Source organism: Winogradskyella sp. ECml5-4 (assembly GCF_036903175.1).
Taxonomy (GTDB): Bacteria; Bacteroidota; Bacteroidia; order Flavobacteriales; family Flavobacteriaceae; genus Winogradskyella; species Winogradskyella damuponensis.
Map to the genome: position 1 here is coordinate 183,680 of NZ_JAYJLF010000002.1, position 16,240 is coordinate 199,919.

General features: G+C 33.0%; 12 protein-coding genes. 6 read left to right on the plus strand and 6 right to left on the minus strand.

Translation table 11 applies throughout. From position 1 onward, the window contains the following. Positions 1-91 precede the first annotated feature (91 nt). The gene (locus VDP25_RS02415) at positions 92-1,351 is read right to left on the minus strand and encodes an aminotransferase class I/II-fold pyridoxal phosphate-dependent enzyme (protein WP_215925890.1); all 1,260 of its coding nucleotides are present in this window, start codon (positions 1,349-1,351) and stop codon (positions 92-94) included. A gap of 745 nt (positions 1,352-2,096) precedes the next feature. On the opposite strand from VDP25_RS02415, the gene VDP25_RS02420 reads away from it, so the two are divergent. Then, positions 2,097-2,366 carry a hypothetical protein gene (locus VDP25_RS02420; protein ID WP_334466409.1) on the plus strand — a complete coding sequence of 90 codons (270 nt, stop codon included), beginning with the start codon at positions 2,097-2,099 and terminating at the stop codon, positions 2,364-2,366. Positions 2,367-2,736: 370 nt separating this feature from the next. Here VDP25_RS02420 and VDP25_RS02425 read toward each other — a convergent pair whose 3' ends face one another. Continuing rightward, entirely contained in the window at positions 2,737-3,774 is a 1,038-nt protein-coding gene (locus VDP25_RS02425) for a PLP-dependent cysteine synthase family protein (protein ID WP_334466412.1), read from the minus strand. A gap of 71 nt (positions 3,775-3,845) precedes the next feature. Beyond that, positions 3,846-5,909 carry a S9 family peptidase gene (locus tag VDP25_RS02430; RefSeq protein WP_334466414.1) on the minus strand — a complete coding sequence of 688 codons (2,064 nt, stop codon included), beginning with the start codon at positions 5,907-5,909 and terminating at the stop codon, positions 3,846-3,848. Between the two features lie 74 nt (positions 5,910-5,983). On the opposite strand from VDP25_RS02430, the gene VDP25_RS02435 reads away from it, so the two are divergent. Next, the gene (locus VDP25_RS02435; RefSeq protein WP_215925894.1) at positions 5,984-6,307 is read left to right on the plus strand and encodes a YbaB/EbfC family nucleoid-associated protein; all 324 of its coding nucleotides are present in this window, start codon (positions 5,984-5,986) and stop codon (positions 6,305-6,307) included. Here VDP25_RS02435 and VDP25_RS02440 read toward each other — a convergent pair. Together VDP25_RS02440 and VDP25_RS02445 are read right to left on the minus strand one after the other, a co-directional pair. After that, positions 6,300-7,319, minus strand: coding sequence for a threonine aldolase family protein (locus tag VDP25_RS02440; protein ID WP_334466418.1), 1,020 nt, complete (start codon positions 7,317-7,319; stop codon positions 6,300-6,302). The genes VDP25_RS02435 and VDP25_RS02440 overlap by 8 nt on opposite strands. Before the next feature lie 3 nt (positions 7,320-7,322). Beyond that, positions 7,323-9,737, minus strand: coding sequence for a zinc-dependent metalloprotease (locus tag VDP25_RS02445; RefSeq protein ID WP_334466421.1), 2,415 nt, complete (start codon positions 9,735-9,737; stop codon positions 7,323-7,325). 104 nt (positions 9,738-9,841) lie between these two features. On the opposite strand from VDP25_RS02445, the gene prfB reads away from it, so the two are divergent. The 4 genes from prfB to VDP25_RS02465 all read left to right on the plus strand — a co-directional run bounded on the left by prfB (position 9,842) and on the right by VDP25_RS02465 (position 14,442). Beyond that, positions 9,842-10,946, plus strand: a protein-coding gene (prfB, locus tag VDP25_RS02450; protein ID WP_215925896.1) for a peptide chain release factor 2 whose coding sequence is annotated in 2 segments (ribosomal slippage) — positions 9,842-9,904 and positions 9,906-10,946 — 1,104 coding nt in all. Because the reading frame shifts where the segments join, the coding sequence is not laid out codon by codon here. A 19-nt stretch (positions 10,947-10,965) separates the two neighbouring features. After that, positions 10,966-11,307 (plus strand): arsenate reductase (glutaredoxin), encoded by a 342-nt coding sequence (arsC, locus tag VDP25_RS02455; protein ID WP_334466427.1) that lies wholly within the window; start codon positions 10,966-10,968, stop codon positions 11,305-11,307. 12 nt (positions 11,308-11,319) lie between these two features. Next, positions 11,320-11,790, plus strand: coding sequence for a hypothetical protein (locus VDP25_RS02460; protein ID WP_334466430.1), 471 nt, complete (start codon positions 11,320-11,322; stop codon positions 11,788-11,790). A 123-nt stretch (positions 11,791-11,913) separates the two neighbouring features. Beyond that, entirely contained in the window at positions 11,914-14,442 is a 2,529-nt protein-coding gene (locus tag VDP25_RS02465) for a TonB-dependent receptor domain-containing protein (protein WP_334466433.1), read from the plus strand. 118 nt (positions 14,443-14,560) lie between these two features. Here VDP25_RS02465 and VDP25_RS02470 read toward each other — a convergent pair whose 3' ends face one another. After that, the gene (locus tag VDP25_RS02470) at positions 14,561-16,192 is read right to left on the minus strand and encodes an isocitrate lyase (protein WP_334466435.1); all 1,632 of its coding nucleotides are present in this window, start codon (positions 16,190-16,192) and stop codon (positions 14,561-14,563) included. Positions 16,193-16,240: the final 48 nt, after the last annotated feature.

Genomic DNA, 16,240 nt, shown 5'->3' on the forward strand with positions numbered 1-16,240 from the left:
CATTTTTAGAATAAATGAGCTACACAAACAAAAAAAACGGTTATCACTATTTCTAGCGATAACCGTTTTTTATATACTTAATAGTTTCTAATTATTCTCCCATTGCTGCAATTAAAGCTGCAGACATTCTTTTGTAAGTTCCGTTTTCTAAACGACTTCTAATAGCGTCAAAAGCATCTAAAGTTTCTCTTACATCTTCTAAGGTATGTGTTGCTGTAGGAATCATTCTAAGCAAAATTAATCCTTTAGGTATAACTGGATAAACAACTATAGAACAGAATATTCCGTAGTTCTCACGTAAATCTCTTACTAAAGCCATAGCTTCAGGAATACTTCCTTTTAAATATACAGGAGTCACACAACTTTGAGTTGTTCCAATATCGAAACCTCTATCTTTTAAACCTGACTGTAATGCGTTAACAATAGTCCAAAGATTTTGTTTTAATTCTGGCATTGTGCGCAACATATTCAAACGCTTTAATGCTCCAACTACGAGCTGCATTTGTAAAGATTTAGCGAACATTTGCGAACGCAAGTTATATTTTAAATAATCTATAATTTCTTGATCGGCTGCAATAAAAGCACCTGTACTTGCCATAGATTTGGCAAATGTTGCAAAATAAACATCAATTTCATCTTGTACACCTTGCTCCTCACCTGTTCCAGCACCAGTTGCTCCTAGTGTTCCAAATCCGTGTGCATCATCTACAAAAAACCTAAAATTAAATTTTTTCTTAAGGGCAACAATTTCTTTTAAACGTCCTTGCTCTCCTCGCATTCCAAAGACTCCTTCAGAAATAACTAGGATCCCTCCACCTGTTTGCTCTGCCATTTTAGTAGCACGCTCAAGGTTTTTTTCAAGGCTGTCCATATCATTATGCTTATAAGTAAAACGTTTACCCATATGTAAACGCACACCATCAATAATACAAGCATGAGAATCTACATCATAAACAATAATATCATCTTTGGCCACCAAAGCATCAATGGTTGAAACCATACCTTGATATCCAAAATTTAATAGGTATGCTGCTTGCTTATTAACAAACGCAGCTAATTCGTTTTGTAATTGCTCGTGTAACTCTGTATGACCTGACATCATACGTGCTCCCATCGGATAGGCAGAACCGTATTTAACACCTGCTTCACCATCTACTTTTCTAACTTCTGGGTGATTTGCTAAACCTAAGTAATCATTGATACTCCAAGTAATAACATCTTTACCTTGAAACTTCATTCTATTAGAAATCTCACCTTCAAGCTTTGGAAATACAAAATATCCTTCTGCTTGCGCGGCCCATTTACCAAGCGGTCCTTTGTCTCTATAAATCTTTTCAAATAAATCCTTCATGCGCTAAGTTTGCTGTTAATCAATTGTTTTACGCAATACACACTGCATAATCAATCAATAATTATTTAGTTAATTTAATCTTGTTAGTGCTCGCAAAATTAATTAATAATATTATGACTGCATAATTTATTTAATTTAAGTATTAACTAAGTTTTAAACAAAAAAAGTATAGACAACATTAGAAGAAAATAAAAACAGCTATATAAAATTCACCACTAAGCGCTTATGGTCTCAAACACATCACTTAAGGGGTTAAACACTACTAATCTAGATTGGCTATATTCTATCGTTAAAATGCAATTTCTTTAATTTTTTTGTCGTTTATAAAAAACAATTAGAGGCTTATCCTATTCAGTAATAGAGTATCTAACACATAAAAACACAACAAACAAGCTATACATCTTAGCATTAATCCCATTTGAATGTTAGAACGCATTCCTGATTCAATCTGGTTTTTAATTACTAAATTATGTACCTAAATAAGATTGTCTAAATTGTAATAAGGATGATAAACGATCAAGCAGCACATAATTTATATCCACATAAACATTAAAGACGCACTTATAAAATCAATCTTATAGTATGCAACATATAGAAGTTTGTTTTTTACTGAAGTACCTCAACGATTTAAAATGATAAATTTAAGAAAAGCGACACCATTCAAAATTTACCTATGAAGGTTTTAAAACGGATTTTAAATTATACTATAACAACACTAATATCCTTTTTGTGTGCATTTGCTTATATGCGAATTATACTCGGTTCTAAATCAAAAAACACAGATTGGATGGCAAAATTATTTAATACAATTTATGATTTAGCATTTGTTTATGCGAGTCTCACCTTAGGCAGTATTATCGCATTACTATACATTTTAAGCGATCTGTTTTATTTCAATACCAAACTAAAAAGCAATACAAAAGCTACAGGTATTCGTTTACTAATAATTATAGTTATAGCCATTTTTGTCACAGCAACACATTACATATTGGAAAAGGTAATAGATGTTATTTAATGAACTAATACCTATTTGAAAAAATAAAAACCACAACCAAAATGAAGAATCTACTTATAATACTCATGTTCATCGTTTTACCAAGTCAGAATAAACCTGTTACTTAAAAAATGATTGTTAAGCTCCTACGAAACACTTAATATGACTACATATTTGCTTAATACCTTGTATTTCTATAACAAAAGAAGTTAAAAAATAGAATTAATACTAGCCTTAGAACACAACAAAACCATGACTATACTCCCACTGTTTTTAATTATAGTAATTCCATTTTGCTTTGTCCTTTTCAATGGTCTCTTTTAGAAACAGCAAAAAAAAACCTATCATAATTTAATATGATAGGTCCTATTATTTAGATGCTAAGTATAATTTATTTTACGTATTCTATAGTTGCTTGAACAGCACTTTTAGTATCAAAAAAGCCTTGATCTTCCATCCATTTATCATTATAGACTTTACTCATATAACGTGATCCATGATCTGGAAAAACAACTACAATTTTATCTGTAGGTTTAAACTCACCTTCTTCTTGTAATTGTTTAATCGCTTGCATTGCAGCACCACTTGTATAACCTACAAAAAGACCTTCGGTATTTGAAATTTCTCTTGCAGTATGAGCACTTTCTTCATCTGTAACTTTTACAAATCTATCAATCGCATCAAAATCTGTTGCAGAAGGAATTAAATTTTTACCTAAACCTTCAATTCTGTATGGATAAATTTCTTTATCATCAAACTCACGTGTTTCATGATATTTTTGTAGTACAGAACCATAAGCATCAACTCCTATAACTTTTACATTAGGGTTTTGCTCTTTTAAATACTTAGAGATTCCAGAAATTGTTCCTCCTGTTCCACTACAAGCAATTAAGTGAGTAATTTCACCTCCAGTCTGATCCCAAATTTCTGGACCAGTAGAGTTGTAATGTGCATCAATATTTAATTGATTAAAATATTGATTGATATAAATAGAACCTTTATTCTCTTCGTGTAAGCGTTTTGCGACTTGGTAATAAGAACGAGGATCATCTGCTTTTACATGTGCAGGGCAAACATAAACCTTTGCTCCCATAGACTTTAACATGTCTATTTTATCTGCAGAAGATTTAGAACTTACAGCCAAAATACACTCGTATCCCTTAATAATACTTACCATAGCAATACTAAAACCTGTGTTACCAGATGTCGTTTCTATAATAGTATCACCAGGAGTCAAGATACCTTGGCGCTCTGCTTCTTCTATAATATGTAATGCAATTCTATCTTTTGAAGAATGACCTGGATTAAATGCTTCGACTTTCGCGTAAAAGTCACCATCAAAGTCAGCTGTCATTCTATTTAATTTGATTAAGGGCGTGTTACCTATCAATTGTAACACGTTATCAAATACATTTTTATTATTGTTCATAAATGAAAATTTTCAGTAGTCATTATTTATTAGACACCTAAAACCTCACAAAAGTAACGTTTTTTTTTGAATTAACTTGAAATTCCTTCTAAATCAAGTAGAAATGCAAACTCTTCAGCATCCTCTTTTAAACTTTCAAAACGCCCAGAAGCACCACCATGACCAGCATCCATGTTTGTTTTTAAATATAATTTATTAGAATCTGTTTTCATCTCTCTAAGTTTAGCTACCCATTTTGCAGGTTCCCAATATTGCACTTGTGAATCGTGAAGTCCTGTTGTAATTAACATATTTGGGTAAGCTTTTGCCTCAACATTGTCATATGGCGAATACGATTTTATATAATCATAATAAAGTTTATCGTTTGGATTTCCCCATTCATCATACTCACCTGTCGTTAATGGTATAGAATCGTCTAACATTGTAGTAATAACATCTACAAAAGGGACTGCTGCAATAATACCGTTGTACAATTCTGGTGCTTCATTAATTATAGCTCCCATTAGCAAACCGCCGGCACTACCTCCCATAGCATATAAGTGTTCAGAAGATGTATAACGTTCTTTTATTAAATGAATAGAGCAGGCAATAAAATCTGAAAATGTATTTTTCTTATTCAGTAACTTTCCATCTTCGTACCAATCACGTCCTAAATATTCACCACCTCTAATGTGTGTAATTACATAGATAAATCCACGGTCTAACAAACTCAATCGTACTGTTGAAAAATAAGGATCTACTGTAGAGCCATAACTTCCGTATGCGTATTGTAACAATGGGTTTGAGCCATCTTTTTTAATCCCTTTTTTATAAACAACAGACATTGGAATTTTAGTACCATCTTCTGCTGTGGCCCAAATACGTTCAGAAATATAATTGTCCTTGTTAAAATTCTTATCTAAAACCTCTTGCTCCTTTAATACCGTTTTAGTTTTAGTACGCATATTAAACTCAATAACCGAAGATGGAGTCGTCATGGCATTATAACCATAGCGTAACACTTCGGTATCAAAATCTACATTGGTACCTGTATAAGCTGTATACGTTTCATTATCAAATGGCAGGTAATAATCTTCACTTCCATCCCAACGCTTTATTCGTATTTCATTTAAGCCATTTTTGCGCTCACTAATAACTAAATAGTCTTTAAAAATATCGATACCTTCTAGTAACACATCTTCTCTATGAGCTATGACTTCTGTCCAGTTTTCAACTTTAGTATCAGTTTCTAACGTTTTCATTAGCTTAAAGTTGGTCGCCTTATCCTTATTCGTCAGCATATAAAAATGGTTATCATAATGTGATATGCTATACTCCAATCCTCTTATTCGTGGTTGAAAAACCTTAAATTTCCCTTCTGGATTATTAGCATCAAGAATATGATATTCATTTGTCAATGTACTATAACATGCAATAATGATATATTTTCTAGATTTTGACTTATAAACAGCAACTCCAAACGTATCATCTCCTTCTTCAAAAACAAGTTCATCTTCAGAATTATCCCCTAAACGATGTTTATATATTTGAAACGCTCTAAGCGTAACCTCGTCTTTTTTAGTGTAAAATAGAGTTTCATTATCATTGGCCCAACTTGAAGATCCTGTTGTGTTTTTGACTCTATCTGAAGCTACTTCATGCGTTTCTAAATTCTTAATATGAATCGTATAATTTCGTCTTCCTGTGGTATCAATACCATAGGAAACTAATTTATTATCTGGACTAATACTAATACCTGCTAATTTAAAATAGCTTTCCCCTTCTGCCATTTTATTACAGTCGAACAATAGCTCTTCAGGATTATCTAAACGCTCTTTTTTACGTGTATATATAGGATAATCTTTTCCTTTTTCAAATTTCGTGATATACCAATAGCCATTATATTTATAAGGTACAGAAGAATCATCTTCCTTAATTCTAGCTTTCATTTCTTCAAACAAATCGGTCTGAAAATCTTTTGTATGAGCCATTTCAGAATTACAATATTCGTTTTCGGCATTGAGATAATCTATAACTTCAGGATGTTCTCTGTCTTTCATCCAAAAATAATTATCAATACGAATATCACCATGTTTTTCTAACTGATGTGGAATCTTCTTGGCTATTGGAGGTTTTATATCTGGATTTTTTATCATTTGTTATGAATATTTAGTCTAAAAAAAGGCGCAATTTAGTAATTTTGCATCGTAAAAATTTAAAACACAAGATTATGTTTGGAGATATGATGGGTATGATGGGCAAATTAAAAGAAGCTCAAAAAAAAGTTGAAGCAACTAAAGAACGTCTACATACCGTTTTAATTGATGAAACAAGTAACGACAACAAACTTAAAGTAACCATCACAGCTAACAGAACAATAAAGTCTATTGACATTGCTGATGAGTTGCTTGAAGACAAAGACATGTTAGAAGATTATTTAATCTTAACATTAAACAAAGCAATAGAAAAAGCAACCAACGTACATGAAACAGAAGTTGCTGCTGTTGCTAAAGAAGGCATGCCAAGTATTCCTGGCATGGATATGTTTAAATAGAATTTAATTCTGTTAAAAGCTTGTCATGCATTTGGTCTGTATAATCCAAATGCGTGACCATGCGTAATTTATTGCTTCCCATTCCTATAATATGAATATGCTTTTCTTTTAAGTTATTTAAGAATTGTGCTTCATCCACACCGTCATTTAATTCAAAAATGACAATATTGGTTTCAATAGGTTCTACTTTTTTAATTATTGATAGTTTAGATAACTCTTCACCTATTTCTTTAGCTTTTTTATGATCTTCTGCTAATCGTTCAATATTATTATCTAATGCGAATAACCCAGCAGCAGCGGCAAAACCAACTTGTCGCATGCCACCTCCAAAAATTTTACGCACTCTTAAGGCGCCTTTCATTAAGTCACTATTTCCAATAAGAACCGAACCCATTGGACACCCTAAGCCTTTACTTAAACAAACAGAAATTGTATCAAACAATTCACCGTATTGTTTTGGTTCTTCATTTTTATAGATTAGTGCGTTCCAAAGACGCGCTCCATCTAAGTGATAACCTAACTTATGGTTATTAGCAACATTTCTAATTTTTTTAAGCTCTTCAAAATCCCAACAAGCTCCACCTCCTTTATTTGTCGTATTTTCTACAGCGATCAAAGCCGTTAATGGACTGTGATAAAAATCTGGCGGATTTATAGAATCTTCTACTTGTGCAGCCGTAAACATACCTCGATTGCCATCAATTAATTTACATGAAATTCCACTATTAAACGATGCCCCTCCTCCTTCATAATTATAAATATGCGCATATTTATCGCAAATTACTTGTTCGCCAGGATTGGTATGTAATTTTAAAGCGGCTTGATTTGCCATACTTCCTGTTGGAAAATATAAGGCTTCATCCATGCCAAACATATCAGCTAAACGTCTTTCTAAAGCATTTACAGAAGGATCTTCTTTATAGACATCGTCACCAACCTCTGCAGTTAGCATAGTATTAAGCATTTCTTTAGTTGGTTTGGTAACTGTATCGCTTCTTAAATCTATAATCATATTTTAATTTGAATTGTAATTACAAACAGTACTTCCTATTGGCGAACCGTCTGGTATTTTGGGTGAACTTTCTAATTTAAATTTTTCAGGATGTAATCTATATTCAAAAAGCATATATTGAAACTGATCAACATAAGCCTCTGAAATCTTTCTCTTTGCTAAATACATCTTTTCAATATCATTTATAGCTTTATTAGCCTCAGCTTTAACTTGAAAATAGGATTGATTACTAACTCCTAAATTCATGAGATATTTTAGAACGTTCACATTAATTTGTTGTTGTATTTCATTTAGATATGCATCTTTATAATTCTTCCCGAATGAATCTTTTAAGAGCTGTCCCATTAGATCTTCTAAACCCAATTGATTTTTATCTAAACTTTTCTGCAAGACTAAACGATTGGTACGTTGTGGATGCAACAAATACTTCAAAGTCATATCACTCGCCGTATTTGCAGCACTAAAAGGATCAAAAGCAACTCCCGTTTTACCTTTAAAGGACTCACGAGTACGATTATACCCATAAGCTCTTGGCGGAAACAGACTTAATTTGTCTTTAGGTATTGCTAAAGTTTCTACATTTAATGTTGTAAGAATCGCATCTAAAGCTTTTTCCTGCATAGCAACGTTAACGGGTTTTGAAGTTAATTGCCCATCACCTTTTACAGCGTAATTATAATCTAAACCACCAATAACTTTAGTAGCAGCCTCTACCTGATAACGATGATAAAAATACAAAGGCACAAATACATCTTCTAAAGTAGAATAAGGTTCGTAAGCTTTGATGTTATCTACAGAAAAGTTCGAAATAGCATGCTGACGTAATTCTAAAACAGCCTCTAATTCTTCTGCAGGTGTTTTTCCATTATCCCATAAATGCGCTAAAGCATGCGCTCCGCCTGCAGCTCTAGCATCGGCATCAGTAATAAAACGCAAGCCTTTATCTTGAGCTTTTTTCAAAATTTCATTTAAAGCGTCTTTTTCGTTTATGTTTTTTTCAAATTCAGAATAACTATAGGCAACAGTAACTTTATTCCACTCTCCTATTCCTGTTGCATAAGCATTACTAAAATCAATATCCCCATCTTTTAAAGTAACCTGAGGATGTGGATAATCCATTACCGATGCTCTATTATTAGTACTTGCTGCAAAATTATGAGCAAAACCAATCGTATGACCTATTTCGTGCGCACTTAATTGTCTAATTCTAGCTAATGCCATATCTAACATAGGCTGATAGTTATTGTCGCGCTCCTCAAATGGCTTATTCATTAAAGCTTGCGCAATCATAAAATCTTGACGAATACGTAAACTACCTAAACTCACATGCCCTTTGATAATCTCTCCAGTTCGTGGGTCAACCACACTTGCACCATAACTCCAACCTCTTGTACTTCTGTGTACCCACTGAATCACATTATATCTACAATCCATAGGATCTGCATCTTCTGGCATTAGCTTTACCTGAAAAGCATCTTTAAACCCAATTGCTTCGTAAGCTTCATTCCACCATCGTGCACCATCTAGCAAAGCAGAACGAACAGGTTCTGGAGTCCCTGGATCTAAATAATAGATAATTGGATCTTTTGCTTCACTTAACTCTGCATTTGGATTTTTCTTTTCTAAGCGATGGCGAATAATAAACCGCTTTGTAATAGCGTCTTGAATTGGAGTTGCATAATCCATATACGACATCGAAATTGCGCCACTACGTGTATCAAAGACTCTAGGCTTATAATTATTATCAGGTAATTTGATAAACGAGTGATGCTGAACCACACTTACCAAAGAAGGCGTTGGAGTAACACTCCGTAAATTCCTTCCTGTTGGTTCTCCTTTAAAGGTTAGTAAGGCTTCAAATTCAACATTCTCAGAAAACGCTTTTGTACGTTCTAAAGCTAAAGCACTTTTTGAAGCATCTAATTTATAAGATCCTTCTTTATTTCTTTTTAAGTTATTAGCAACACCATAAGTATCTTCCATTAAAAACGGAGTAAAATCAATGATATACACCCCTTCTTTTTCAGACAATATCTTAAAACCAAATAATACTGATTTTGCAAAAGCTTGTTCAATACTTTTTTGCTCTAATTTATTATCGGTATTTGCTCTATATTTTAAATTAGGTTGAACAAGCAATAGTTTGTTTCCTGCTTTTTTAAAATAAACCAGCCGTTCATTTCCTAGCTGCCCTCTATCTAAACCTATGTCGTTACTTCCTATACCTGTCGCTAAAGAATTTACATATAAAAATGCTTCATTCAGTTTTTCAACTTGAAGATAGATTTTATCAGTACTTTCTTCATAATAAAAGTCAAAATAGCCTTCATGCGTTTTCAAATCTTTTTTATCAAGTATTTGAGCTTGAAATTGAAAAGTAATACATACAAAACAAAATAAGAAAGCTAATTTTTTCATAACACAACTATTGAATTATAAAACTACGGAATTTCTAAAAAACCGATTCAAAATTATGGCACTTTATTAACGCTGCTTATATTTGTATAAAATTATCTTACACTATGATAACATCAGATCAAATAAAAGATCTTAATTCCCGTCTAGACGTACTTAGACAATATCTTTGACTTAGATGCTAAGCTCATAGAAATCGCTAACGAAGAAGAACAAACTTTTGATCCAAATTTCTGGAATGATTCTAAAGCCGCCGAATTGGTTATGAAATCTATTCGAGAGAAAAAAAGTTGGGTTAACGATTATAACAACGCCAAATCGCTTTTTGAAGATTTAGAAGTCATATACGAATTCTATAAAGAAGATGAAGCGCCTATGGAAAATGTGGAAGCGCGTTATGCTACTGCAATCAATGCCATTGAAAAGCTAGAGTTTAAAAATATGCTTTCGGAAGAAGGTGACAGTTTAAGTGCTGTTTTACAAATTACAGCTGGCGCAGGAGGAACTGAATCTTGTGATTGGGCAAGTATGCTAATGCGTATGTATTTAATGTATGCCGAAAAAAATGGTTATAAAGTAAAAGAACTTAACCTTCAAGATGGTGATGTTGCAGGTATAAAAACGGTAACCTTAGAAATTGAAGGTGATTTTGCTTTTGGTTGGCTTAAAGGAGAAAACGGCGTGCATCGTTTAGTACGTATTTCTCCATTTGACAGCAACGCAAAACGCCATACGAGTTTTGCTTCCGTTTACGTCTACCCCTTAGTTGATGATACAATTGAGATTGACATTAATCCGGCAGATATTGAAATTACAACAGCACGTTCGAGTGGTGCTGGCGGACAAAATGTAAACAAAGTAGAAACAAAAGTTCAATTATTACATAAACCATCAGGCATACAAATTCAATGTTCAGAAACACGTTCTCAACACGATAACAGAACAAGAGCCATGCAAATGTTAAAGTCGCAATTATATGAAATTGAGCTACAAAAACAAATGGCACAGCGTGACGATATTGAGGCTGGAAAAATGAAAATTGAATGGGGAAGTCAAATTAGAAACTACGTAATGCATCCTTATAAGTTAGTAAAAGACGTCCGTTCTGCTTACGAAACAGGAAATGTTGATGCTGTTATGGATGGAGATATAGAACCCTTCTTAAAAGCGTATTTAATGATGATGGGACAAAAAGAAGATTCGGCATTATAATTGCAATAAACTAAAAGAAATGATTAAAATATACCACAATCCACGATGTTCAAAATCTAGACAAGGTCTTTCTATATTAGAAGCATCCGGAAAAGAATTTGAAATTATAAAATATCTTGAAAAGGAATTAACATCTAAAGAACTCCTGTCAATTATTTCTAAATTGGGTATAAAACCAATGGACTTAATCAGAAAAAATGAAGCCATTTGGAAATCTGAATACAAAGGTAAAACACTGTCTGATCAGGAAATTATTGAGGCTATGCTTAAACATCCTAAATTAATAGAGCGGCCAATTGTAATTAACGAAGACAAAGCAACTATTGGCAGACCACCTGAGAACATATTAAACATTATCTAAATAAATAAGACAATGAAAAAAATAACATTAGTACTTTTTGCTCTTTTACTTGGCTTAAACATCCATGCACAAAGTCAACGCGGTAGAACGAATAACATTCCACAAACAAATAGAGAACCTACCGACTCAGAGATCGAAAAACGAGAGCGTGAAATGGAGGAACGTAAAGAAGAATATATTAATAACTTCATATCTACTTTAGAAGGAGACGAATTTCAAAAACACATTACCAAACAAACAATAGTTAGTTTTTTTGATGCTAAACTTGCTATACTTAAAATAAAATATGAGCATTATCTTGATCGTAAAGCAGCAATAGAGCACTTAGAAAAAACACATTTCACTGAACTAAAAGAACTTATATCAGAAAGTGACATGACCAAGATCACAGAAATGATTAAGGGCGAATTTAATGAAAAGGAAGTTGTAAAAAAGAAGAAAGAAAAACGCAAAAAAAAGAAGCGAAAAAAGAACAAAGACTAATTCTTTTTTAGGAAAAAATTCACACATTTTTAACAGATGTCTTTAACAAAAGATTAACCAATTTCGGTTAAACTAAAGGTATTTTTGCACGTCTAATAAGCACTAACCTTTTAAACTTTTGTAATGAAATCACATCTTTTTACGACTCTTTTATTAATATTCTCCCTCTCTTTTTCTTTCGCTCAAAAAGATGTTAAAATAGAAGGTACTGTTCTTGAAGAAGACACTAATATTCCTTTAGAATACGCAACAGTTGTTGTTAAAACAAAAGCAGATAATAAAATTATAACAGGAGGTATTACAGACACTAAAGGGAAATTTAAAGTTGAAGTTCCTGCTGGCACATACATTATATCTGTAGAATACATTTCATATAAAACAAAGACTTTTCCAGAACAGACCATTTTAGAAAACACTAATTTAGGTACGATTAATCTTGCCTTAGATGTTGCTACTCTAAATGAAGTTATGGTTGTAGCAGAACGAACTACCGTAGAGATTAAACTAGATAAAAAAGTTTATAACATTGGTAAAGATTTAACCACAGCTGGTGGAACTGTCAGTGACGCTCTTAACAACGTCCCTTCTGTAACAGTAGATGTAGAAGGCGCCATTAGTCTTCGAGGAAATGAAAATGTACGTATTTTAATTAATGGTAAGCCATCTGCAATGGCTGGTTTTGGAGATAGCAATGTATTAAGTCAATTACCTGCAGAAGCTATTGAACGTGTAGAAGTGATTACCTCACCTTCTGCTAGATACGATGCCGAAGGTACAGCAGGAATATTAAACATTATTTTAAGACAAAAAGAAACCCTTGGGTTTAATGGCTCTGTAACCTTAACCGCTGGTAATCCAGATAACCTTGGAGTTTCAGCTGCATTAAATTACCGTAAAGAAAAATACAACCTATTTTCTAATTTTGGATGGCGTTACAATGATGCACCACGTAATACATACACCGATGTTAACTACTTTGATACCACAGATGAAAATGGTCAACTTTTAGAACCTACATACAGAAGAATTATTGAAACAAAAAAAGTTGAACGCTTAAACAGAAACTATAATGCCAACATAGGCATGGAGTATTTTTTAAATGAATCCTCTTCTCTAACAGGTAGTTTATTTTATAATTTTGGAAATGATGCAGATACATCTATAAATTATAGTGAGCGTTTTAATGCTGGTAGTATTGTTGAAGAAACACTTAGAAGAGAAAAAGAAACAGAAAAAGATCACAGATATCAAATTGCACTTAATTATGAAAAACGCTTTGGTGACGATCGCGACCATAAATTAACTGCCGACTTTCAATTTGAAAAGGACAGTGAAGATGGACTTACCTATTTAAATGAAGATTATATTTTCACTAATCAAACTGAGCCAGACCCTTTCCAAATAGAACAAGAATTCACTTACGAAAAACAAAAAGAATACTTATTTCAAGCTGATTATGTGCTACCTTTAGGTGAAGATTCTCGTTTTGAAGCTGGATACCGAGGAAATTTTAAAAATAGCAATACAGATTACCAACTCGATCAAGAAGACACAGATACTGGAATTATTGCAATCAATGAAGAAGTTTCAAACATTTTTGATTATACAGAAAATGTAAATGCATTTTACACGCAATACGGTTCTAAACTTGGAAAATTCTCTTTCTTATTAGGATTAAGATTAGAAAACACTCAATTAAAAGGAAAAATTGATTCACGCTTAACAGATGAAGAATTAAACGTAGCTTTTGGCTTCCCTATTGACACAGATTTTGACAATAATTATTTAGGTTTATTCCCTACGGTAAACCTTATCTATAATCTTTCATCTGCAGATTCTGATGTTGAAGAAAGCATAACACTAGGATACAACAGAAGAATTAACCGTCCACGTGGTTGGTACATAAACCCATTCCCATCACGATCTAGTAGAACTAATATCTTTCAAGGAAATCCAAATTTAGATCCTGCATTCTCTAGCACATTTGATTTAGGCTATTTAAAACGTTGGGAAAAGTTTACACTAACATCTTCTATTTATTACCAACACGAAACTGATTCATTTGAACGTGTACAAGAAAATACAGGACAGCAAACTACAGATGGTATTGATATTATTAGAACCATACCAATTAATCTTTCAACAAACAAACGTACAGGTGCCGAACTTGGTTTAATGTACAATCCTGAAAAATGGTTACGATTAAACTCTAGCATTAATTTCTTTCAGTTTGAAACCGATGGAGAATTTAACGGTGTAGATTACGGAGCAAAAAACACAAGTTGGTTCGCTCGCTTTAGTTCTAAAGTCACTTTACCTTTAGCTATAGATTGGCAAACAAGTGCATTTTACAGAGGTGCAAGACAAGATGCTCAATCTGACACCGAAGGTATTTTCTCTTTAGACCTTGCTTTTAGTAAAGAAATATTAAACAAAAAGGCAACAATATCTGTTAACGTTAGAGATTTACTCAACTCTAGAAAATACGAATCTTTAACTACCACTGATTTCTATGATCGTTACAGCGAATTTCAATGGAGACAACGTCAAATTAATGTATCTTTCATTTACAGATTTAACCAAAGATTAAACAATAAAGACCGTTCTGGACAACGAGGAAATGGCGGAGATGATATGGAGTTTGAAGGCTAAAACTTAGTCATTAAACTGATATCATAAATACATTTACAAATAACAAAAGGCACATTCAAAAAACTAAATGTGCCTTTTTTAATTAAAATCAAAATAGTTATATGATAGTATTACCTACTTATGCTACCTCGCTTAATTTTTGATTGGTTTTATCATTCTTAGATTTTACTTCAAATTGGTTTGAGGTATTATTTACTCCACTCGCTTTTAAAGCTTTTTCACCTGCAAAAAATGTTTTATGATCATCACCAAGATCAGAACCTGCCATTCTTTGATGTTTTACACAAGACACGCTTTTACGAATCTCTTGTCGCTGTACACCTTTAACATAAGCTAACATACCTTCTTCTCCAAAATATCCTTCAGTTAAATCATTCATATGAAGTGCTGTAGTATGATACGTTGGTAAGGTAATTAAGTGATGAAAAATACCAGCTTCTCTAGCTCCATCTATTTGAAACGTTTTAATTTTCTCATCCGCTCTATGACATAATTCTGAATGATCGTATTCTGCATCCATTAAATTATTTCTATCGTAAACCGTCATATTTTCACCTTCTGCAAGCATTTCATCAAAGACCTGATTACGGAAGTTTAAAGTCCAGTTAAACGATGGTGAATTATTATAAACCAATTTAGCATTTGGCACCACTTCTTTAATTCGGTTTACCATGTGTGCAATCTGCTTTACATTTGGTGTTGGAGTTTCAATCCACAATAAATCTGCACCATTTTGAAGACTTGTTACACAATCTAAAACAACACGATCAATATTAGAGCCCTCTTTAAACTTATACAAACCATTTGCTAGTCTAATTGGACGTACTAATTTACCATCACGCTTCAATAAAACATCGTCTTCTTTAGCGTTTTCTATCTCCACTTCTTCTGCATCAACAAACGCTAAATATTGCGAAGCTAAATCTCCTGGTTCTTGGCTTACTGGTAGTTTTTGAGTTAATCCTGCTCCTTCAGAATCTGTTCTTGCCACTATAATACCATCTTCTACACCTAACTCTAAAAAAGCATATCTCACCGCATTTAATTTGGCAATAAAATCTTCATGAGGCACAGTAACTTTCCCATCTTGATGCCCACATTGCTTCGCATCAGATACTTGGTTTTCAATTTGAATAGCACAAGCTCCAGCCTGAATCATCTTTTTTGCTAGCAAATACGTCGCTTCTTCATTTCCAAAACCTGCATCAATGTCTGCAATAATTGGAACAATATGTGTTTCAAAATTATCTATTTGATCTTGCACATCTTCTCCGCTCTCTTTCCTTCTAAACAAATCATTTAATTCAATAGCATCTGCTTGGCGTAAGAAATCATAAATCTCTTCAATAAGTCCTGAAACAGCAGTTTTCTCATGCATAGACTGATCTGGTAAAGGTCCAAATTCTGAACGCAATGCAGCAACCATCCAACCTGAAAGGTACAAATAGCGCTTTTGTGTTGTTTTGTGATGCTTTTTTACTGCAATCATTTTTTGCTGCGCCACAAATCCATGCCAGCACCCTAAAGATTGTGTGTATTTTGATGTATCTGCATCGTACTCAGCCATATCTTTTCGCATAATCGCTGCTGTGTATTTTGCAATATCTAACCCTGTTCTAAATTGATTTTGAGCAACCATTCTAGCTGCACTTTCCGGATTAATGGCATCCCAAGTTTGCCCGTACTTTTCTTTAAGATCTCTTACCGTTTGTAATGCTGAACGATAGTTAGTTTGTGCTAAATTTTTCATAATTTTGTTTTGATTATTAATGTTTATTCCAAATTTTGATAATTAGGT